At 60.5% G+C, this 21297-nt stretch carries 23 protein-coding genes and 1 pseudogene; 15 read left to right on the top strand and 9 right to left on the bottom strand.

Annotated elements, in window-relative coordinates; genetic code table 11:
• Positions 1–37 precede the first annotated feature (37 nt).
• Positions 38–1609, bottom strand: a complete 1572-nt coding sequence (locus ABIN98_RS24765) for an ABC transporter substrate-binding protein (RefSeq protein WP_346914192.1) — start codon at positions 1607–1609, stop codon at positions 38–40.
• A 238-nt stretch (positions 1610–1847) separates the two neighbouring features.
• On the opposite strand from ABIN98_RS24765, the gene ABIN98_RS24760 reads away from it, so the two are divergent.
• The 3 genes from ABIN98_RS24760 to ABIN98_RS24750 are packed head-to-tail and all read left to right on the top strand — an operon-like array spanning position 1848 to position 2747.
• Entirely contained in the window at positions 1848–1976 is a 129-nt protein-coding gene (locus tag ABIN98_RS24760) for a hypothetical protein (protein WP_346914190.1), read from the top strand.
• Positions 1977–2003: 27 nt separating this feature from the next.
• Positions 2004–2333 (top strand): GFA family protein, encoded by a 330-nt coding sequence (locus tag ABIN98_RS24755; protein WP_346914188.1) that lies wholly within the window; start codon positions 2004–2006, stop codon positions 2331–2333.
• 27 nt (positions 2334–2360) lie between these two features.
• Positions 2361–2747 (top strand): MAPEG family protein, encoded by a 387-nt coding sequence (locus ABIN98_RS24750; RefSeq protein ID WP_346914186.1) that lies wholly within the window; start codon positions 2361–2363, stop codon positions 2745–2747.
• 48 nt (positions 2748–2795) lie between these two features.
• On the opposite strand, the gene ABIN98_RS24745 is transcribed toward ABIN98_RS24750, so the two are convergent.
• From ABIN98_RS24745 to ABIN98_RS24735, 3 genes are read right to left on the bottom strand one after another with little or no spacing between them, the layout of a single operon-like run.
• Positions 2796–3635, bottom strand: coding sequence for an RNA polymerase sigma factor (locus ABIN98_RS24745; RefSeq protein WP_346914184.1), 840 nt, complete (start codon positions 3633–3635; stop codon positions 2796–2798).
• Positions 3632–3823 (bottom strand): hypothetical protein, encoded by a 192-nt coding sequence (locus tag ABIN98_RS24740; RefSeq protein ID WP_346914182.1) that lies wholly within the window; start codon positions 3821–3823, stop codon positions 3632–3634. Before ABIN98_RS24740 ends, ABIN98_RS24745 begins: the two co-directional genes overlap by 4 nt.
• Entirely contained in the window at positions 3820–4035 is a 216-nt protein-coding gene (locus ABIN98_RS24735) for a hypothetical protein (protein ID WP_346914180.1), read from the bottom strand. The genes ABIN98_RS24740 and ABIN98_RS24735 overlap by 4 nt, the downstream gene beginning before the upstream one ends.
• Positions 4036–4570: 535 nt before the next feature.
• On the opposite strand from ABIN98_RS24735, the gene ABIN98_RS24730 reads away from it, so the two are divergent.
• The 5 genes and pseudogenes from ABIN98_RS24730 to ABIN98_RS24710 all read left to right on the top strand — a co-directional run bounded on the left by ABIN98_RS24730 (position 4571) and on the right by ABIN98_RS24710 (position 7994).
• Positions 4571–5059, top strand: coding sequence for a hypothetical protein (locus ABIN98_RS24730; RefSeq protein WP_346914178.1), 489 nt, complete (start codon positions 4571–4573; stop codon positions 5057–5059).
• Positions 5060–5145: 86 nt separating this feature from the next.
• Complete coding sequence (locus ABIN98_RS24725; RefSeq protein ID WP_346914176.1) at positions 5146–5763, top strand: PilZ domain-containing protein; 618 nt, start codon at positions 5146–5148, stop codon at positions 5761–5763.
• Positions 5764–6140: 377 nt separating this feature from the next.
• Positions 6141–7355, top strand: a complete 1215-nt coding sequence (locus ABIN98_RS24720; protein ID WP_346914174.1) for a GTP-binding protein — start codon at positions 6141–6143, stop codon at positions 7353–7355.
• Positions 7352–7615, top strand: a pseudogene (locus ABIN98_RS24715) (hypothetical protein); the annotation flags it as partial. The gene ABIN98_RS24720 and the pseudogene ABIN98_RS24715, both read left to right, overlap by 4 nt.
• Positions 7616–7691: 76 nt before the next feature.
• Entirely contained in the window at positions 7692–7994 is a 303-nt protein-coding gene (locus ABIN98_RS24710) for a DUF1826 domain-containing protein (RefSeq protein ID WP_346914172.1), read from the top strand.
• 66 nt (positions 7995–8060) lie between these two features.
• Here the strand turns inward: ABIN98_RS24710 and ABIN98_RS24705 are convergent, their stop codons facing one another.
• Positions 8061–9635, bottom strand: coding sequence for an ABC transporter substrate-binding protein (locus ABIN98_RS24705; RefSeq protein WP_346914170.1), 1575 nt, complete (start codon positions 9633–9635; stop codon positions 8061–8063).
• A 392-nt stretch (positions 9636–10027) separates the two neighbouring features.
• Positions 10028–10819 (bottom strand): crotonase/enoyl-CoA hydratase family protein, encoded by a 792-nt coding sequence (locus ABIN98_RS24700; protein ID WP_346914168.1) that lies wholly within the window; start codon positions 10817–10819, stop codon positions 10028–10030.
• Positions 10820–10911: 92 nt separating this feature from the next.
• On the opposite strand from ABIN98_RS24700, the gene ABIN98_RS24695 reads away from it, so the two are divergent.
• A complete protein-coding gene (locus tag ABIN98_RS24695) occupies positions 10912–11526 on the top strand; it encodes a helix-turn-helix domain-containing protein (protein WP_346914166.1) in 615 nt (204 codons plus the stop codon).
• Positions 11527–11699: 173 nt separating this feature from the next.
• Positions 11700–12320, top strand: coding sequence for a LysE family transporter (locus ABIN98_RS24690; protein ID WP_346914164.1), 621 nt, complete (start codon positions 11700–11702; stop codon positions 12318–12320).
• A gap of 46 nt (positions 12321–12366) precedes the next feature.
• On the opposite strand, the gene ABIN98_RS24685 is transcribed toward ABIN98_RS24690, so the two are convergent.
• Together ABIN98_RS24685 and nikR are read right to left on the bottom strand one after the other, a co-directional pair.
• Positions 12367–14184, bottom strand: a complete 1818-nt coding sequence (locus ABIN98_RS24685) for an AMP-binding protein (protein ID WP_346914162.1) — start codon at positions 14182–14184, stop codon at positions 12367–12369.
• Between the two features lie 271 nt (positions 14185–14455).
• Positions 14456–14929, bottom strand: a complete 474-nt coding sequence (gene nikR / locus ABIN98_RS24680; RefSeq protein WP_346914160.1) for a nickel-responsive transcriptional regulator NikR — start codon at positions 14927–14929, stop codon at positions 14456–14458.
• A gap of 132 nt (positions 14930–15061) precedes the next feature.
• On the opposite strand from nikR, the gene ABIN98_RS24675 reads away from it, so the two are divergent.
• The 5 genes from ABIN98_RS24675 to ABIN98_RS24655 are packed head-to-tail and all read left to right on the top strand — an operon-like array spanning position 15062 to position 18493.
• Positions 15062–15835 (top strand): DUF4198 domain-containing protein, encoded by a 774-nt coding sequence (locus ABIN98_RS24675; RefSeq protein ID WP_346914158.1) that lies wholly within the window; start codon positions 15062–15064, stop codon positions 15833–15835.
• Positions 15836–15841: 6 nt separating this feature from the next.
• On the top strand, positions 15842–16456 hold the full coding sequence (cbiM, locus tag ABIN98_RS24670; protein WP_346914156.1) for a cobalt transporter CbiM: 615 nt from the start codon (positions 15842–15844) through the stop codon (positions 16454–16456).
• Positions 16453–17040 carry a cobalamin biosynthesis protein CbiL gene (locus ABIN98_RS24665; protein WP_346914154.1) on the top strand — a complete coding sequence of 196 codons (588 nt, stop codon included), beginning with the start codon at positions 16453–16455 and terminating at the stop codon, positions 17038–17040. The genes cbiM and ABIN98_RS24665 overlap by 4 nt, the downstream gene beginning before the upstream one ends.
• Positions 17037–17759, top strand: coding sequence for a cobalt ECF transporter T component CbiQ (gene cbiQ / locus ABIN98_RS24660; protein WP_346914152.1), 723 nt, complete (start codon positions 17037–17039; stop codon positions 17757–17759). Before ABIN98_RS24665 ends, cbiQ begins: the two co-directional genes overlap by 4 nt.
• The gene (locus ABIN98_RS24655) at positions 17756–18493 is read left to right on the top strand and encodes an ABC transporter ATP-binding protein (protein WP_346914150.1); all 738 of its coding nucleotides are present in this window, start codon (positions 17756–17758) and stop codon (positions 18491–18493) included. Before cbiQ ends, ABIN98_RS24655 begins: the two co-directional genes overlap by 4 nt.
• 25 nt (positions 18494–18518) lie before the next feature.
• Here the strand turns inward: ABIN98_RS24655 and ABIN98_RS24650 are convergent, their stop codons facing one another.
• Positions 18519–21056 carry an arylsulfatase gene (locus ABIN98_RS24650; RefSeq protein ID WP_346914148.1) on the bottom strand — a complete coding sequence of 846 codons (2538 nt, stop codon included), beginning with the start codon at positions 21054–21056 and terminating at the stop codon, positions 18519–18521.
• Positions 21057–21297: the final 241 nt, after the last annotated feature.

Raw genomic sequence — 21297 nt, 5'->3', positions numbered from 1 at the left:
AGCCACGGCAGGGAATGCCCCGCCGTGGCCCGTCGGATCAGTTGGTCTTGCCGTCGATCGTGAGATTGTAGGGACGGAAGTCCATGTAGTAGAGCGACACCGGCCGCCACTGGACGCTCGCCTTCATGGCGTAGGTTTCCAGCGGATTGTAAAGCATGGTGCCCGGAGCCTCGTCCATCCAGATGTCGAGCGCCTTGCGGTAGGCATCCTGACGGACTTCCATGTCGGTAGCCGACACGATGGTGTCCTGCAGCTCGTTGAACTCGGCCGGCGCCTTCCAGGAGCGGGCTTCCACGTCCTTGTTTTTCTGGACTTCGGAGTCCTTGCCCCACTGCGGTACGAAGGAGCCGATCGGATCCGGCATGCGGTGGGTATTGGACCACGGACGGATGTTCACCGTGCCGTTCTTGTCGGTCACCTGGCTCCAGTTCTCAACCGGCTCCAGCTTCACGTTCAGGCCGACGTCCTTCCACATCTGCTGCATGGCCTGAGCGGCCTCCATCGACAGCAGGTAATAGTTGAGCGGCAGCTTGTAGACGATTTCCTCGCCGTTGTAGCCGGCTTCCTTGAGGAGTTCGCGGGCCTTGTCCGGATTGTATTCGAATTCCGGATAGTCCTTGATGTACATGACGTAGGACGGCAGCTGATGGCCGTTCGGCGTGAAGTTCTTGTTTTCCCACAGGGCCTCGCGCAGCAGGGCACGGTCGATGGAGAGCGACAGGGCCTGACGGACGCGCTTGTCCTCCAGCGGGCCGTTGTTGAAGAACACCAGCATATGGGTGTTGTCGAGAACGACTGACGACACCTTCACGTCCTTGTAGCCGCGCAGCACCGGAACCTGATCCGGCGGGACGTTGACGATGATGTCGTATTCGCCCGAGACGAGACCGGCGATACGGGCGGAGACTTCCGGCACCACCTTGAAGGTGATCGACTTGGCCGTCGGCTTGCCGCCGAAATAGTCGTCATGAGCGACCAGGCGGACAAATTCACCATCGACCCATTCGTCCATCTTGTAGGGGCCCGTACCGACCGGATGACGCGCGAAATACTCCTTGCCCTTGAGCATGTATTCCTTGGCGTTGACGATCCACATGGCGTAACCGGCGAGACGCTGGTCCAGGAGCACATCCGGCTCCTTGGAGACGATGCGCACAGTGTATTTATCGATCGGCTCGACATGGGACAGGGTCAGCATGAAGCGACGAGCGGCGCCGATCAGCGGGTTGTAGCCGTAGCCACGGCCCGGGTTGAGCGAGAAGACCACGTCGTCGGAGGTCAGTTCCTCGCCGTTGTGGAACTTGATGCCCTGGCGGAGCTTCAGTTCCATGGTGCGGTCGTCGATCTTGGTCCAGCTTTCGGCGATGCTCGGCACCAGCTTGGACGAAGAGCCGCCTTCGTTGGCGAGGAAGTCGCGGCGGATCAGCGAATCGAACATGGAATAGGTGATGCGGACGGCCACATTGCCCATCTCTTCGATGGATTCCAGGCTGCCCGGAAGGCTGTTCACAGCCACGACGATATCAGGACGGTCATCAGCGGCAAGAGCCGGCGCCGTGAGCCCGAGGGCAATGGCAGCGGCCGCAAGCGCCTTTTTAAAAACGCGCATGGGAGGAGTCCCCTGTTGCAAGGTAAAAGACCTGCATTATCTAAGAGACATAATTGTCAGACAGATGTAATCGGCATGACAGTTTCATAAATAAAATACTTCATAAATATAACAGAATCATATTATAGAAAATTATAAGATTTACAACTTTAACGACAAATAACGGACCTGAAAATAAATTCAGAACCGTTCGTTTTTTCTTATTAATATGCATGACTCCAATCAGGAGGCCCGCGACATGACTGAAACTGTGACCGATCGTTTAGCCGCCCCGGATCGGCGCTACATCCCGGTCCGGATCCAGGACAGGCTGTCGCCGGAGTATGACGGCGTTGTAACGGACAAAGCCCCACGTATGAGCGGGTAAAACATTTCCTTTCACCCGATGCCCTTCATGGGCGACCGCAGCCAGTGCAGGCAGATCACAGGATCCGCCTTCGCCTCCAACCTGTTCGTATCGGCAAAAGCCTGTTCCTGGATCAAAGGCGCCGAACACGTCGTCCGGTACAAGGCTCCAGGCCGCGATATCACCAAGGCGTTCTGCCGAACCTGCGGGTCCGGCCTGCCCTATGTGAGTGACGACGGCGCCCGCGTCCCCATCCCGGCAGGGGCGTTGAAAGACGATCCCAGGATCGAAACGAGATACCGGATTTTCGAGGCAGAACGGCCTGACTGGTCGACAGACCTTGGCTCGGTCGACGCGTTCGAAGCGTTTCCGGAGTGATACCGTAACATCATGGATCATACATCGATGGCAATATTGGGCCTGGTGACCTGGACGATGCTGTTGCTGACGGCCATCGCCATTCTGCGGACCGGTTTGACGGTGAGCGGAGTGCGCGCGGCCAACAACTTCAGCCCGTCCGGCGAAGACGTGTCTCCCTTCTCGGCGCGACTGTGCAGAGCGCACGCCAATTGTTTCGAGTTCCTGCCGTTCGCGCTGGCAATCCTGCTCTATGCGGTGGCGACGAACCAGACGACGACCACCGACGGCCTCGCGCTTGTCCTGCTTGCTGCGCGCATGCTGCAATCCACGATCCACCTCGTCTCGACGAGCCGCCTTGCCGTCGCCCTACGATTTGCCTGCGTCGTGCCGCAATTTGCCATTGTCTTCTTATGGATTGCCAAATTGGTCTGAAGTGTCCCCTTCGGCCGTCCGGGCGTTTCGTGTCGCATCCGTTCCTGGTCAGGATACGGATCGTGAAGCGTCCGGTTCCAGTGTCTCAATGACCAATTCGGCGATATTCGATGAAAAGTCCGGATTGGACCGGAACAGGGCGGCAGCGCGGCGTCCCTCTTCCAGACGCCTCACCTGGTCACGCACCGCAAGGACGCCTCTCCGCCCGTCTCCGCCGAGCCCGAATAACGATTCCCCCCTTATGATCCGGCCCGATGCCTCGGCCGCCGCGACGCGTTTCTCGCAACGGCACGCGGCCTCGGTCGAAACATTCCCGCAGCTTGCAAGAACGAATGCCGTCACCGCAGCACGGGCGCGGCGCAACCGCTGGCGATAGGCTGCCGGCGAGATTTCCAGAACGGAAGCCGCTTCCGTATCGGTGAGCTCAAAGACGTCACCGAGCAGATAGGCAATCCTGAGGTCCCGGTTGAGGCAGATGATCATGGCGAGCGTGCAGCCGACCTTGACCTCCTCGACGGCAAGAACCGTCTCTGCATCCTCAAGAGCGCCGTCGGCAATGTCGCTGAGGCCCTGTTCGAGATCGGCGGCAAACCCCTTGAAGCTCAGGCGCATGGCCTCGATGCGGCCGGTCCTGCGCATTTCGACCAGATGCCGGCAGGCGATGCGCATGGCCCATCCCCCGGCCGCCTCGATATCGCGCAAGGCGCCAAGATGGGTGACGATCTTGATCAGGATCTCCTGCGTTGCGTCTTCAGCATCGGCAGGATGGGCCAGCATGCGCAGGGCAAGATTGTAAACCGGCCTTTCGGCCGCGCGAACGACCGTTTCCAATGCGGCGCGGTCTCCCGACCGCGCCGCCTCCACCTGCATCGGATCAAGCCTGATCATGCTTCAAGCCTCGTTTTCAGCTCGACGAGCTCCCGGGCGAGAATGCCCATCTGCTCGGACAGCGCACCTTCGAGCATTTCGAGCGGCACTGGCGGCGCCATCAGGACGAAGGAGTATATGGATTTTTCGGCTCCATCGGGCGTAACCCGCGAATAGGCCGTACCGACGGAACCGTCCGGGAAAGTCATCTTCCAGTCGACTGTCCCCTGCTCGCTGCGGGCAATGGTTTGAAGCCGGATCGGCGGACGGCGCCACCTGGGGTCACGAGTTCGGCCGTTTCGGCATCAGCCCGTTTGAAGGCATTCGTCCATTTAGGCAGATTTGACGGTTCGGCGATAAAATCGAAAACGATCCGCGAGGGCTTGGCGATGGCAACGGACTGAACGTCATGGGTTTTCATGTTGAAACTCCTGATATCGCGCTCCCGGCCAATCCGGGGCGTATATTGATAAGGAGGCGTCCATCACCATCCGATACTGTGACTCACTTTTCGATTTTGTTCGGATCTAACCCTCAATAACAACCATGGCCGTTCGAGTGGTGAGCGAACGTCTCGCCAAACCTGGCCCGGAACACCCCGCCCGTGCCTTCTTGCCCGATTGGCGCCATTGCCTTTTCCTCCAATCGGTACGCATGGCATATGGCCCAGCGGCGCAAGGGGCGCTGTCTGAAGTCCGACATCCATCCATGCTATCAGGGCGACTGCGCTTCGTTTTAATCCTGAACGGCCGTCGCCGGAGTATGACGTAGCGGCAAATGACATGGCCCAACGTATAACCGGAAAAAACATTTCCTTTCACCCGATGCCCTTCATGGGCGGCCGAAGCCCCTTCCGGTCAGTTGGCGCTCGTATTTTTCTTTCCCGCCAAGCCAAGCTATAAAGAATCCCGATCGGCGCGGCTGTATCCGGCCCGCCGCAAAGCCAAGAGGTAACCGTGACGTTTTCCTTTATCGGGGTTCTACTGCTCGTCCTTTCGGTTCCGCTCTGGACCTGCCGCCTTGTGCTGTTCCTGGGGCTGAATCCGCGAAGCAGGGGCATCGTGAAGCGGGTGCGCAGGCGCGGCGGCAGTGCAATCCGTTTTGCGGCCCGAACCTTCGGGGTCACACTCGCGGCGTTTGGCGTGGTTTTCGCCCTGCTCGTCGTCTTTCGCTTCCTGAAATACGGCGATTTGCACATCAGAAGCCTAAGCGAGATCTTCCGTAATCGGCTCTATGTCGGCCATGGAGAGATCGACAGTCACGTGGACACGCTGGTCTACGACCAGGCCCTGCCGGTTGGCTTGATCCTCTTCTGTCTCATATTCAGCGCCGGTCTCGCACTTGTCGTGTCCGCCCTGCGCGACATTTTCCTCATCCAGAAGCTGAAACGGCGGCTTGCCAGGCTTGAACGCGCCCAAAAACGGGAGGATGCCCGGACGGCTTAGCGATCCGACCCGAAGGGTTACGCATTAACCCGCACTTCATGGTTGTTCCTGTAAGATCTTACAGGGATGTCGTGGAGGGTAAGGCGTTGCAAGAGCTTATGGTTGCGGGGGCGCAGGCAGAGGCCGCCCCGGCGCTGGTGGTTGATCTGGAAAAGCTGTCTTGCGTCGAGGCGAAGGTCTACGGGCTCACCGAAAAAGGCTGCACGGTCGTTTGCGAACAGGTGCATCTGCTCAAGGATGAAATCGGTCTTCGTCTGAAAGACGTCAAGACGATGTTGCGCGGAAAGGTCGTCTCGCATTCGGGGAACGAGGCGCAGGTCTCATTTTCCTCCGAAAAGAGCGAGCCTGTCGAAAAGCGCAGGGAACCCCGGCGGCGTGTCCTGATCACCGCCGTGGTCTGCAGCCGTGTCGGTCGGGAGACCCTGCGGTGCCACATTGTCGATGCCAGCAAATCCGGATGCCGGCTGGAGAGCGACCAGCTCGACAAGCTGCCCGACGACATCGAAATCTCCATACCGAAACTGGACATGCCCCTCGTCGGAAAGATCGTCTGGCGCTCCGGGGATTATGCCGGCGTCAGCCTGAACTGGCCCTTTACGGAAGAGTCCGGGTCCAATTCCCCGAACAAGCGCATTAAGCCCGAGGAACAGGAAGCCGAAAAGGCGCGCAGACGCGGCAGAGGCGGCGCATTCGGCGTCCGCTGACTCAGTATCAGATCCGTCGCCGCACCTGCGGCTAACGGCTCCGTCAAACTGGCTTCGCCCGTGGACTGATATCCGCCCTGCAAGTCGCTTTCTATGATTGGCCGCAGGCGCGGATTTCACCGGACCTAAGCAAACTGCCATCCGGCAGCCCCGGATCGAAAGCACGCGCCGCGTATCCTCGCCGGCATGGGCCTGCTCGAGCGGTAAGGACGTAGCGCTTAAGCCCTCCCCCCCAAAAAACCAGCCTGTTTCGGCCTGAAGATCGCCGGTTGATCCACAGTTCCCTTCGTAGCCACGGAAAGGACTTGCCGAAACGGGTTTGATCACGCTAGACATGTTATGTAATAACATTACAGAACCATCTAAAGGATCTGCCTGTGTCTGATGCGCGCCTGCCGGTAACCGTCCTTTCCGGATTTCTCGGGGCCGGAAAAACCACCCTGCTCAACCGCGTTCTGAACAATCGCGAAGGCCTGCGCGTCGCGGTCATCGTGAATGACATGTCGGAAGTGAACATCGACGCCGATCTCGTCCGTGCCGGCGGCGCGGAACTGAGCAAGACAGACGAAACGCTGGTGGAAATGTCGAACGGCTGCATCTGCTGCACCCTGCGCGACGACCTGCTGCAGGAGGTCCGTCGTCTCGCGCAGGAGCGGAAGTTTGACTACCTCCTGATTGAACCGACCGGCATTTCCGAACCGCTTCCGGTTGCCGCGACCTTTGAATTCCGCGACGAACGGGGCGAAAGCCTGTCAGACGTGGCCCGACTGGATACGATGGTGACCGTCGTGGATGCGGTCAATCTGCTGTCTGACTATTCCAGCCACGACTTTCTCAGTGACCGGGGCGAAACCCTCGGCGAAGAGGATGAACGCACGCTGGTGCATCTCCTGACCGACCAGATCGAGTTCGCGGATATCGTCGTGCTCAACAAGGTCGGCGCCGCAGGGCCGGAACGGGCGGATGCAGCCCGCAAGATCATTCGCAGCCTCAACGCGGACGCAAAAATCATCGAGACGGATTACTCGGATGTTCCCGCCAGGGACATCCTGCACACCGGTCTCTTCGATTTCGAAAAAGCCCATGAACACCCGCTCTGGGCCAAGGAGCTTTACGGTTTTGCCGACCATGTGCCGGAAACGGAAGAATATGGCGTCACCTCCTATGTCTATCGGGCATGCCGCCCGTTCGATCCGGCGAAGATTCAGGCCCTGTTCAACGGTCCCTTGCCCGGCGTTATCCGCGCCAAGGGTCACTTCTGGATCGCGACCCGGCCGGAATGGGTGATCGAATTCTCTCTCGCGGGCGCCCTGTCCAGCGTCAGTCCCCTGGGAACCTGGTGGGCATCCGTGCCCCGGAACCGCTGGCCGGACGATGAGCGGGCGCTGGCCTATGTCAAAAGCCATTGGTCGGAGCCGTTCGGCGACCGTCGTCAGGAAATCGTCTTCATCGGTGCGGGCATCGACTGGCCGATGCTCAAGAGCCGGCTGGATGCGTCCCTTCTGGATAAAACCGCCGGAGATGACCTGAGTGCCTTTGCCCATTTGCCGGACCCGTTTCCGAACTGGCAGCGGAACGGACAGGCGGCATGAGCGTTCCCGAGCGCACATCTCCCCTCCGGCGACCGGTTGCGACGAAACCGACTGCTTCCGACGTTCTGATCGGACGCGACCCGGACATCCTGAACGATATCCGCGCTCCAGGCGTGGCCTGCTGCCATCTGGCGGCGGCCCGTGCATCCCGCTTCCAGAACTGGATCGACGGGCTGGGCGATGCCCAGCTCCCCAGGCTCAGAACCTTGGTACCGGTTCATAAGGCCGAAACCGCGGTTTTGATCGCCTGCGGAATCGCAAAAACTCCTCAGGGTCCGGAACTGGACAGGTTTGCCCGCGATGTAAGCGCCCTGACCAGTCCAATACTGCAGGATCATGGGAACGGACTATGCCCGGATCAGGCTGGATGTCACCGACGAAGCGATGTGCCCGAAGTTCCATCGCGACAACGTCCCTGCGCGCCTCATCTGCACCTACAGGGGCTCGGGCACCCAGTATGTGCCTGACCCCCACCAGGGCGATCCGCAGCGCATCAGGCAGATGCGCACGGGCGACGCCGCCCTTATCCGCGGCGAGCGATGGCCTTCAGAAGAGCGGTGCGGTCTGCTGCACCGCTCTCCGCCGATGACACCCGGAAGCAGATCGCGCCTGCTACTGGTGATCGACAAGGCGGATTGAATACGAAGAGGGCTGCAGGATGGAAATCCTGCAGCCCGTTTCAAGCCGTCAACAATCTGCTGCTTATCAGGCGAACCACCAGCGTTCGAGCGCCCGGAACCCGTCCAGGGTCCAGTTCGCACCGACTGTTTCCGGGTGCGCGACCTTGTTGGAATGAGCCATCACGTAGCTGGCGAACATCGGGATTACCGTACCGCCGTCGGTGCGCACCAGATCCTGCATCTCGGAATACATGGCCCGGCGCTTGTCGTCGTCGAGTTCCGACCGTGCTTCGACGAGAAGTGCGTTGAACCGGTCGTTGTCCCAGAAGGTGTCGTTCCAGGCAGCACCCTTGGCATAGGCGACGGTGAACATCCAGTCCTCGGTCGGCCGGCCGCCCCAGTAGACCGCGCAGAACGGCTTCTTCATCCACACATCCGACCAGTAGCCGTCGTTCGGCTCGCGCACCGGTTTGATGGTGATGCCGGCTTCCTTGGCGCTGTTGGAATAAAGAACCGCCGCATCGACCGCACCGCTGAACGCCGCATCGGCAGCGGACAGCGCCACGTCGAGCGAGTCCAGGCCGGCCTGCTTCAGATAGTATTTCGCCTTGTCCGGATCGTAGCTGGTTTGCTCCAGATCAGCCGCATAGTAGCGGTTGGAGCGGCCGATCGGATGATCGTTGCCGACCTCACCATAGCCGAACAGGATCTTGTCGACCATTTCCTGCCGGTTGATCCCGTATTTCAGGGCGCGGCGGACATTGTTGTCGTTGAAGGGTGCTGCGCGCGTATCCATCGCAAAGGTGTAGTGCTGGGTTCCGGTCGTCTGTAGAATGCTAACGTTCGGAGCGCGGGCCATCAGGCCGGCGGTCTTGAGGTCCACCTGGTCGATGACGTCCACATTGCCCGTCATCAGGGCCGACTGGCGTGCCGCCGGGTCCAGAATGGTCAGCATCTGAACGCCGTCGAAATGCGCCCGGTCGGTCTTCCAATAGTTTGGGTGACGGGTCATTTCCGCGATGACACCGGGCTCGTAGTTGGTCACCTTGTAAGGTCCGCAGCCGATCGCGCTCTTGGGATCGATCTTGCCGTCCTTGGAAGGCAGGATCGCCAGATGGTAATCGCTGGCGACGAACGGGAAATCCGCATTGCCGGCTTCAAGCGTGATAACGACGTTCTTGCCGTCGACTTTCATGTCGGTGATCTGCTTGACGAACGGCTTGGCCGCCGACGTGCTCTTTTCGCCGCGGTGGAAGTCGATCGATGCGATCACATCTGCCGGCGTAACTGTGCCGCCATCGTGAAATTCGACGCCGTCGCGGATCTTGAATGTCCAGACCGTGGCGTCAGGCGTTGCGTCCCAGCTTTCCGCGACTTCGCCAACCAGGGAACCGTCGGCGGCAACTTCGACCAGATAGCCGTTTCGCGCGGTGGCGAACACCTGGGCATAGCCGTTATCCCAGGTTCCCGGATTGTAGGTGTCGTTGGTGTTGCCGTGTGCCATGCCGATTTTCAGGGTTCCGCCCTTCTTCGGCTGGGCAAATGCGTTTCCGGCTCCCAATGGACCGACCAGTGCCGCGGCCCCAAGGGCGGTCGCACCCTGCAGAACGCGTCGGCGGGAAACCCCGAGTTGAGTGATTGGCTGACGAAAATCGGGCATTTTATCCTCCGTTTCTGGTTCCGGCACCTTTTGGAAAAGGCACGGGCGATCATCCGAATCCGGGAAGAAATTTCGAAGCGCCGATGGGCTCCCAACGCACCAGATCACCCGCTTCTTGTGTGTGTGACGGATCTGTCTCGACCTGATTGAACGGAGGACACTCAACTTCCCTGCGTGGAGTTACCAATAACATGCTCTCTGTTAATTGATCAATCAATCAATGAAAACCGGCCAATTGGGCATTCAGAACCTCGAGCTGATCGGCGACCCCCGCAGAACCGCGGGAGCCGCCTGTCCGGTCACCATAGGGATGTGGGCCCGATTGCCGGGCCGTCTTTTTCGCCTGCTCAGGTCAGGCGGCATCCCGTTCGGCAGCACAAGAGGGCGCCGCCTCAACTCCCCCCGTAGACCGGCTTGCGACGCGCGATCCATGCGTCGAGCCCTTCGCGCACGTCCTGCGTCGCACACATACGGGCAAATTGTTCCCGCTCGATGAGCAAGCCTTCTTCGATTGTGGTGTTGATGCCGCGCGTCACGGCCGTGATGATACGAGCCGCCGCCAGCGATGAGTGGCGAAGAATACGGTCCGCCAGGTCAAAGGCTGCCGGCAAGAGCTGGTCGCGCGGGACGACCGTGTTCACCAACCCCAACTCATAGGCACGCTCGGGGCCGAATGTGTCGCCCGTCAACAACAGCTCCAGCGCGCGTTTTCTGCCCGCCAGGCGCGGCAAGCGCTGGGTCCCGCCAAAAGTCGGCGGAATCCCGATGTTGATTTCCGGTTTGGCGAAGATCGCGCTTTCGGATGCCACCGCCAGATGTGCCGCCTCGGTGATCTCGCACCCGCCTCCGAAGGCAATTCCATTGACGGCGACGATGACCGGCTTCCCGAAGGCTTCGAGACGCGCTGTCATTCGCTGACCGCGGCGACAGAAGTCACGCACCGCTTCGTCCGTTCCCCGTTTGATGCTCTGCGTGAATTCATGGATATCGCCGCCTGCCGAAAAGGCACGATCGCCGGCCCCTGTCAAAACAACGGCGCCAATTGCGTCGTCTACCTCGATTTCGTCCAGCAACTCCAGCAACCGGTCGTTCGTTGCGTAGTCGAGGGCGTTCAGCTTCTCGGGCCGATTGAGCGTGAGAAGCGCGATCCGTCCGGTCCGTTCGATCAGTACATTGTCTTTCATCTTGGGTCTCCTGTTTGGTTGACAGGAACGCTAGCCCAAGACAGGATCCAGCCAAACTGACTGGTTAGTATACATACGCGGATGCCTGAACCATGGCCGTTACCAAAAAACCTGCGCGAGAGAAGATTGTCGATGCCGCGAACCGGCTGTTCTACGGCGAGGGTATTCGTGCCGTCAGCGTGGATGCGATTGCCGCAAAAGCCGGTGTCACCAAGAACACGCTTTACTATCATTTCAAGAGTAAGGACGACCTCGTCGCCGAATACCTGGCATCCCGGGACCAGCCGAACCTGAAGCTCTACGAAAAGTGGTTCGGGGCGGCCGCCGGAAGTGTCGCAGACAAGACCGAAGCGATTTTCCTGCACGTCGCCAAGGCGGCGCGCCATCCCAAGTGGAAAGGCTGCGGTTTTCTGCGCACGGCCGGGGAACTCGCCAATCTGCCCGGCCACCCGGCCATGAAAATCGGCGCGGATCACAAGAAGAAATTCGAGAGCTGGCTTGCCGAACAATTCGCTCAAGCGAACATCAGCCATCCGGAAGGCCTTGCCCGACAGGTCGTCCTGCTGATGGATGGCGCGTTCTCGACCATGCTGGTCCACCGTGATCCGGCTTATGCCGAAGAAGCAGGCCGAGCGGCAAAGGCACTCGTTTCGGCGCAACTACGCCCTGGACTCATGAATGCTGAGCCACAGCCGCATCCCAGCTAGCTTTACGAAAACCTGCGGCGACAATGTTCAATCCGATTTCCGATTGAAGAACCGCTCGACCAGTTTCCGAACCCGATAGCGGAGGCAGCAGGGCGATCGTCTCAGGTGAACCCCAAATTGACTTCATTCCATGATTCCGAAAAACTCCGCGAACAGTTCAGCGAGATCGGCCCATGCTCATAGACGTAAACCTTCCCCTCATCCTCCTGGCAGCGCTTGTCGCCTCGATTAGCCCCGGACCTGCGACGCTCGCTATCGCGGGAACGTCTATGGCGTCTGGAAGGACATCCGGTCTTGCTCTTGCCTCTGGTATTACCACCGGCTCACTGATGTGGTCGGTCGCCGCAGCTCTTGGCCTTGGAGGTTTGATGCTCGCAAATGCGTGGGTCTTTGAACTGATCCGTTACTTTGGAGCGGCATACCTTATGTATCTCGCTTACAAAGCCGCGCGGTCTGCTTTTTCCAACAAGAACTTGGCGACCAGATCTTTCGCGGGAGGAAAACGCTCTCTTTACGCAAAGGGTCTCGCTCTTCACCTTACGAATCCGAAGGCAATCCTCTTTTTTGGATCGTTGTTCTCAATTGGCTTGCCGCCCGGAACAGACGTGGCGAACCTTGCGTTGGTCATTGCTGCTGTCGGATTTCAAAGCTTTCTTGTGTTTCATGGCTATGCACTGCTTTTTTCGTCAAAAGCCATGACAAAAATCTACCTCAAACTGCGGCGCGGGTTTGAAGGTGCGTTTGCGATCGGTTTTGGAGCCGCAAGTCTCAAGATCCTGACGGCCAGGGTCTAGTCTTCATAGGCCCACTTTTTAAGATCGCCACACGGCAAAATCCGGTTCAGCGATCCTCGATGACGAGCTTGATCGCCATTCCTGTTGTCGCCTCGCGCAGCTTCGCGGCCTGGTCCGGGTCCAGAACAACCCTGCAGGCGAGTTTTTCATCGACGTCGAGCCTGTCGTCCGGCAACTCGAAACCCGCATGACGCGCGGCGGCCTGCAGCGACCAGCGGGTCGCCAACCGCCGGAGCGCGGGTTTGAAGATCTTGCCGACCGGGGTCAAAGGGATCTCATCGACAATTTCAATGCGCTTTGGCACGGCGGCCGGCTCTGGAATGGTCCGGACGGCGTGGTCCTGCAATTCCGCGATATCGATGTCAGCCCCCGAACGGAGCTGAACAAAGACGACCGGCAACTCGCCGGCATAGCTGTCCGGCATGCCGACGGCAGCCGCATTGGCGACAGACGGGTGGCTCAGAAAGGCATCCTCGATCGATTGCGGATCGAGATTGTGGGCGCCTCGAATGATGACATCCTTTGCCCGCCCCGTAATGAAGATACGGCTGTTTTCATCGACAAGGCCGATGTCGCCGCTGACGAGCCAGCCATCCCCCGGAAAGGTGTCGCGGCCGACAGAGGCATCGGTATAGCCCGGCGAAACATTCACGCCCCTCACCGCAAGGATACCATGGGTCCCGTTTTCAAGCGGCGTCGGCGTTTCTGTATCTTGTGCGATTGCGCAGACTTTCGTAAACGGCAATCGCAAACCGCAGGACCCCGGAGTACGTGGCCCGTGAAACGGCTCGACCGCGATGCACCCCGCACTCTCGGTCATGCCCAGGATGTTTCGAACCGGCTTTGCCGTCCGTGCCTCGAAGGCATCGGCCAGTTCCGGAGGCAGCGGTGAGCCGCCGGTGAGCATCAGCCGCAATGACGAGATATCCGCATCGACCGGAATGCCGTTCAAGGCGCTGATCACGGTCGGCACACCGCCGATGGCGGTGATGCCGTAATGCTCCACCTGAGACCAGATCGTGCTGACGAAGGCGGAAATGCGCATTCCCAGCCGCCCAGGAATGATCAGCTCCGCTCCGGCGCAAAGCGTGGATAAGCCGTAGACGAAAGCTCCCGCGACATGAAAGAGCGGGAACCCGTTGACGGTCCGGTCACTCGGTTGGAGATCGTACATCAATGCGCAAGACCGCCCGACATGCGCCTCGTTCAACCGCGTATGCCGGACCAGTTTCGGTGCGCCGGTCGTGCCGCCCGTGTGATAGAAAGCCGAGACCGCGTGCTCGTCGCCGTCCATCGCAAAGGGACTGTCGTCCTCCACCTCGCAAAGCGCTTCGAAACGGCCATACGCGCCTTTTGAGGGACGATCGCCCTCACACTCCAGGATCGGAATATCAACACCCGCGGACTGCAGCCCCGGCACGACAGAACGCCAGACCGGTGCTTCGTCGTTGTCGCCCAGGACAACAACGACCTTGGCCCCGGAAGCTTTGAGCAGACCCGCAATGTGGTCCGGCTTAAGCATCGGATTGATGGGGCACGCCCGGCCGGCCAACTGCGCGCCCCAAAGGGCGATCTGCGCACAAGGCGTGTTGGGCACCAGGATAGCGACGCTGTCGTCAGGTCCGACGCCAAGTCGGCGGAATGCGCGCGCGGCCTGATGAATGCGCTTCACAAGCTGGTCATAGGTGACGAGCAGATCATCCTCCGGTTTCCCCGCGTTTTTGAGAAAACGGATTGCGACGGCGTTCGGATTACGGTCGCGCGCCGCCCGGATCAGGTCATAAGGCGTCTTTTCAGGCAGAAAGGTTTCCAGCCCGGCGGCTTCCACCCGCTCGATGTCCTCAATCGTGGCAATTTTCTGCAAGCCACATCCTCCCGATGATCGGCTCCGACCGGACAGGTCCGATTACGTATTTTTAGTTTCCTTGTGAACTATATAACTTCTTGACCACCGGCACAATCAACCTGCGGACAGCAAGTCGAGATTGGCATCTTGAACGCCTTGCCGACGTCCTTGAGAGGCCGGCCACAGAAAGAGGAAGGTTGGAAAACCCGAGGTCCTCAGCGATCGGGAAACGAGGACCATTGAGCGCCTGCTGCGACCGGAGCCCCGAAAAGTTTCATACAGCCGCGCTTCAGAAACTGCTTCGCACCTTCAGGTGGGTGTGTTCGTGGGGCGGTCCCTCGTTATGGACGTGGGTAACCTTGTCTTCCGCCACCGGAATCAGCCCGAGCGTGCCGTGCATCACGCCGCGTTCCAGAAACAGGGCCTCCGCAAAGGAGGTCACATCGGACACCCGCCCGCGCATCACCGTCACATCGACGGACGTGGAATGATCGATCGGGACGGACAGGGCCGCGACCGTCTGGTCGTGACGGTCGAGCCGGCTTTGCGGCACCCTGGAGGCGAGATTGCGCACCGACTGGTCGATGGCACAGCTGATGACGCCGAAACAACCGGCGTCTTCCGTTTCCTGCGGAATGGTTGCCAGACCACGCCGCACCAGGTCGCGGATCGCCTCCGACCGGCCCGATGCGCCGATGGTGGACATGTGCGCATCGAGTTCGGCGGCGAGTTCGTCGTCGATCGTGATCGTGATCCGTTGCATGCGTCCTCCTGACCTTCCGATAAGGTAGCGTCGGGGTACTCGATTGAAAAGTGGAATGAATTCGATTTTCCGGTTGCGCCGCAACATTGAGTATGATTTTTTACATTGAAATTCATACCAACAGGAGATCCCATGCGTTCCGCCCGCCTGACCGCCGCCATCGTTGCATCTCTCACCTCCCTCGCCTCCCCGTCCATGGCACATTTCCAGGAGATCATTCCGTCGGCGGACGTTTTGCCGGAAGGCGGCAAGGTAACGCTCGATCTCGTCTTCACTCATCCCTTCGACGGCGGCCCGGTGATGGAGATGAAGAAGCCGGTGAAGATGGGCGTCCTGAGCGGCGGCAAGACGGTCGACCTGCTGCCAAACCTCACCGAAAAGCCGATCGACGGTAAAAGCGCCTGGTCCATGGACTACGATCTCGCCGAGCCGGGCGCCGCGATCTTCTTCGTCGAGCCGCAGCCCTACTGGGAGCCGACTGAAGGCAAGTACATCATTCATTATTCCAAGGTTGTGGTCGACAGCTACGCCTCCGGCGAAGGCTGGGACGACCTGGTCGGGCTGCCGGTGGAAATCCAGCCGCTGGCCCAGCCGACCGGCATCTGGAGCGGCAATATCTTTTCCGGTGTCGTGCTAAAGGACGGCAAGCCCGCGCCGTTTGCCGAAATCGAGGTGGAATTCATCAATGACGGCTCGGTGAAAGCCCCCAACGACGCCTTCATCACCCAGGTGATCAAGGCCGATGCCAACGGCACCTTCACCTATGCCATGCCGCGCGCCGGCTGGTGGGGCTTTGCCGCCCTTATCGAGGGCGACGAGACCATGACCTCGCCGGAAGGCAAGGACGTCCCGGTCGAACTGGGCGCCCTGATGTGGGTGAAAGCCACCTCGATGACAGGAAACTAAGCCGACATGGCGCATATTCCCGACGGCATCCTGTCCGCACCGGTCTTGATCGGCGGTGCGGCCCTGGCAGTGGGAGGCGTGGCCCTGGGGCTGCGCCGCCTGACGGATCAGGCGATTCCGAAAGCGGCGATCCTCTCCGCCGCCTTTTTCGCCGGATCGCTGATTGCGATCCCGGTTGGGCCGTCCAGCGTGCATTTGCTGCTCTCCGGCCTGATGGGAATCATGCTTGGGTTCGGCGCCTTTCCCGCCGTGGCCGTGGCGCTGATGCTGCAGGCGGTGCTGTTCGGGTTCGGCGGTCTGACAACCCTCGGCGTCAATACCTTCAATATCGCCCTTCCCGGCGTTCTGCTCGCCATGGCACTCGGCCCAACGATCCGCGCGACATCTTCGCCGGTCCGACGAATGGCCCTAGCCGCGACGGTCGGTGCCTTGGCGGTTCTGGGCACGGGCGGACTTGTGGCGGTTTCCCTCGCCCTGTCGTCGAGCGACTACACCCCCGTTGCCAGCATCCTGCTCGCCACCTACCTTCCGCTCGCCATCGGTGAAGCCTTCGTGACCGCGGCGGTGGTCGGTTTTCTCGCCCGTGTTCATCCCGAAGCCTTGAGCCCCGCCCTGTCATGATCCGGTTCCTCCTGCTTTCTTTCCTCCTTATCCCCGCTCTCGCAGCCCCCGCCGAGGCCCACAAGCTCAAGGTGTTCGCAGCCGTCGAGGGCGATACTGTTGCAGGCTATGCCTTCTTCATCGGCGGCGGCCGGGCCATGGGCACGCCCTGGACCGCGAAAGACGTTGAAGGGACCGTTATTGCCGAGGGCAAGACCGATGATGAGGGCCGCTACCGTTTCGCCCCTAAGCAACCGGTTTCGTCCGACATCATCGTCACCGTCAACACCCAGGAAGGCCATATCGCCTCCGCCGTCATTCCCCCTTCCCGCTTCGGCGGGAACGCTGCGGCCGGGACAGCCGCGGCCGCCCCCACTGCGGCCTCCGCCGTCCCGGCCGACAGCTCATCGCACGGCACGAGCCAACCGGTCTCGGACCAAAGGATCGCTGCGCTGGTCGAAAGCGCCGTCCAGCGTCAGGTCGAGCCGCTGCTTGAACGGATCGAACAGATGGATGACCGTCTGCGCTTCACCGATATCCTATCCGGCATCTTCCTGATCATCGGGCTCGCCGGGATCGGCCTGTGGGCGCGGAGCCGGAAATGAGGCGACCGCTGCTGCCTCAAGACCTGCGTTTGCGCCTTGTGGCAGCCTTCATTGCTGTCGCAGCCCTGTCCCAGCTGCACGACCTGGCGACCGCCGCCATCGCCCTTGCCGGCGTCTGCCTGATCGCACTTGGCTCCGGTATCGAGCGCACCCTGTGGCGCCGGCTGTTGCACGTGGAAAGTTTCGTTCTGCTGCTCTTCCTCACCCTGCCATTCACGGTTTCAGGCACGCCCCTGCTGACCCTCGGCCCGCTGACAGCCAGTTCCGAAGGTGTAGCGCGCGCGGCCCTGATCGCCTGCAAGGTCTCGGCCTCGGTTCTGGTGCTGATGACCTTTCTCGGCAACGTCGATCCCACCCGGCTCGGCGCGGCGCTGCACGCGCTCCGTGTGCCGGAAGCCATCGTCAGGCTGTTCGTCCTGACGGTCCGTTACCTGTCCCTGATCCGCGGCGAAGCGCGCCGGCTGCATGAGGCGATGCGCGCCCGGGCGTTCCGGGCCGGCTCCAACCGGCACACCTGGCGCAGCTACGGCTATCTGATCGGCATGCTGCTGGTGCGCGCGCTGGAGCGGGCCCAGCGCGTGGAGGAAGCCATGCGCTGCCGCGGCTACAACGGACGCTTTCCCCATGCTGCCCTGCCCGCTCCCGGAACACGGGACTGGGCTGCCTTTGCCGGACTGTCTGGCTTAGCCGTCGCAACTCTGCTAGTCGACCGGTTATGAGTGCACTGCTGAGCCTGACCGACGTCACCGTAAGCCGCGACGGCAAACCCGTTCTCGGCAGCCTTTCCCTAGAGCTGTCGCCCGGCGAGCGGCTCGCCATCGTCGGGCCGAACGGTGCGGGCAAGACAACGCTCCTGCGCACCATCGTTGGCTTGGAACGCGCCGATGAGGGCACTGTGCACCTGTTCGGCACCGAATGCGCGACCGAGAAGCAGTTCCGCGTTCAACGCCCGAAGATCGGTTTCCTGTTCCAGGATAGCGACGATCAATTGTTCTGCCCCACCGTGATCGAGGACGTGGCCTTTGGCCCGCTCAACATCGGTTGTTCAGAGGCGGAAGCGACCGACCGGGCTCTAGAGGTACTCGAAGGGCTGGGCATCGCCCATCTGGCCGACCGGGTCAGCCACAAGCTGTCAGGAGGCGAAAAGCGGCTGGTATGCCTTGCCGGCCTGTTCGCCATGCGGCCTGACGTGCTGCTTCTGGACGAGCCCACCAACGGGGTCGACGATGAAAACGGCCGGCGGCTGCGCGCTGCGCTGAACGGTTTCGCCGGCGCGATGATCCTGGTCTCTCATGACAGCGCCTTCGTCGCGGGACTGGCGACCCGGGCGATGATCCTGAAAGGGGGCAGCCTGGCCCCGGCCGAGATCCATAACCACGCCCATGTGCACACCCACCCGCATGTCCATCCGGGCGCGGTCGGGCACGAGCATGTGGGCGAAGGCCGGGAATAAGTCCTGTTTCCCGGCCTCCCGGTACCTACTCGCTGGAACTGTTGTTGCGCATCGCCGCCTGTAGTTTTGCAATGTCGGCGTCGGACAGTTGCGGCCGGTCCACGGTAATGGTCAGCTTGTCGAGCTTCGCAGTCAGCGGGAACGGCGGCTTATAGTCGGCGTCATTCACGCCGGTCAGCGTGTCCGACCCGACGTCGAAGGCTTCGTCCCATTGCAGGATGAACGGCATGGTGTGTTCCATCTTGGCGGTCTGGACCGCCTTGCCGTCGACCATCAGCGTTCCCGTGCCGGACCGCCCCAGCCCGCTCGAACTGTTATAGGCGAGCGTGCCGATCCCGAGACCATCGTATTTGAAATCGAAAGCCACCGTATGCTTGCCGGGGGAAAGCGCTTCATCGCCAGCCCACTTGATCCGCTGCAGATCCATCAGGTTCCACAGGAACACCGGCTTGCCCCCAACCAGGTAGAAACCATAACCGCCGAACCGGCCGCCGGAGGTCAGGATCATGCCTTCCGCACCGCCTTCCGGCACGTCGATATCGGCTGTAATCGTGTAGGAGGTGTTGAGCAGCGACGGGGAATCCCCCTGGGGCAACCCTGTCATCGGCCGCGTATAGGTGAACTCCTTGCGACCCGCGGTGATGTTAGGCCTCGGCGCGATGATGCGGGCGGCCACCGAAGCATCCATCGGGAACACCTGGTATTTCTTCGCCTCCTCGATGAACATCTTCTTCAGCTCCGCCACCTTTTCAGGATGTGCGTCCGCCACATTCGCGGTCTGGCTGAAGTCGGAATTCAGGTTGAAGAGTTCCAGAACCTGGTTGTTGAGCGGGTCCGGATTGGCCTTGCCATAGGCTTCCCACGGCGCGCGGTTGACCTTGGTCGAAAGGAACCAGCCATCGTGATAAAGCGCCCACTGGCCCATCATCTCGAAATACTGGGTCTTGTGATGTGACGGCTCGTTCGCATTCTTAGCATCGAACGTATAGGCGAAGCTGGTGCCCTCGATCGGCTTTTGCGGAATACCGTCGACCGTCTCGGGCGCCTTGATACCCGCGACGTCAAGGATGGTCGGCACGACATCGATCATATGCACGAACTGGTCGCGCAGGCCGCCCTTGTCCTTGATGCCCGCAGGCCAGGACACCACCATGTTCTGGTTGATGCCACCCAGTTGAGACGCATTCTGCTTGAACCAGGGGAACGGGGTATCGAACGCCCAGGACCAGCCGGCCGACATGTGGTTGTAGGTTTGCTCGGTGCCCCACACATCGTACCACTTCATCTGTTCCTTGACCGGCATCATGTTGATGCCGTTGAAGAACGCGACTTCATTGGGAGTCCCCAAGGGTCCCCCTTCGGCACTGGTGCCGTTGTCGCCGTTGATATAGATGATCAGCGTATTGTCTCGTTCGCCTATATCCTCGACCGCCTGGATCACACGGCCGATCTCGTGGTCGTTGTAGGCGGCATAGGCCGCGAACACCTCGACCTGGCGCAGGAACAGTTTCTTCTCCTCATCGCTCAGATCGGCCCACTCCTTCAGCACTTCCTTCGGCCAGTCCGACAGCTTCGCGTCCTGCGGGACGACGCCGAGGCGCTTCTGGTTCTCCAGGATGGTCTCGCGCAGCTTGTTCCAGCCGTCGTCGAACAGATGCATGTCGTGAATCTTCTCCACCCACTCCTTCGTCGGGTGGTGCGGAGCATGCGTGGCGCCCGGAGCGTATTTGATGAAGAACGGCTTGCTCGGATCAGTCTGGTGCATCCGCGTCATCCAGTCGATCGCCTCGTCCGCCATGGCCGTGACCAGGTTCCAGGTGCCTTCGGGCTTGCCCTTGAACGGATAGATCTGGGTTGTGTTGCGGAAGAGATTTGGCTCCCACTGGTTGGCATCGCCGCCGACGAAACCGTAGAAATACTCAAAGCCCATGCCGGTCGGCCACTGGTCGAACGGACCCGACTGACTGGCCTGGAAGGCCGGCGTGTTGTGATCCTTGCCGAACCAGGACGTGTTGTAGCCGTTATCCAGCAGGATTCTGCCGATCGTCGCCTTGTCCCTGGGGATGATGCTGTTGTAGCCGGGAAAGCCGGTGGACTGCTCCGAGATCACACCGAAACCGACCGAATGATGGCTGCGGCCGGTGATCAACGCCGCACGCGTCGGCGAGCACAGCGCGGTGGAAAAGACCCTCGTGTAGCGCAGGCCGTCTGCCGCGAGTTCATCCATGGCCGGCGTCGGGATGACGCCGCCGAACGTGCTCGGTACCGCGAAACCCGCATCGTCCGTGATGATCAGCAGGACATTCGGCGCCTGCTGGGGCGGGACAACGGTCGCTGGCCACCAGGTTTTAGACTGGAGGGCGTCCATCTTGATCTCGCCGCCGAAGGACTGATCGGGCGGCGGCAGCTGCTTGCCATCGAGAACCCTCTTCGCCGAAGGAGAGCCCGGTGTTCCGATGATCTCATCCGCCCCGGCGACGCCGGAGGACACAATCGCGACTGTTAGCGTAAGCGCCACTGCGGACGCGGCTGACAGGGCGGTACGAACAAACTTCGACCTCATGCAATCCTCCCTCAATTTTCTTCCGGTATGTAAGATGGCAGCCAGTGGCGCCGCAAAATCTGAAGCCGGAGCCAGAAACAACCTGTGGCAAGCAATTCAGAACGCAAAAAATGCGGAATTCGCATTCATATTGCGATTTCTGCATATACGCTCCCAATAGGCAACGGAAAAATCCTAAGTATATTTCCTCAGAAATTCTCGACCTTATAAAGAGCCTGAGGTAATTTATTTATTTCGGATA

This window comes from uncultured Roseibium sp. (genome assembly GCF_963675095.2).
GTDB lineage: Bacteria > Pseudomonadota > Alphaproteobacteria > Rhizobiales > Stappiaceae > Roseibium.
The sequence above is the reverse complement of the archived record's forward strand: the minus strand, read 5'-3'. Positions and strand labels throughout refer to the sequence as shown.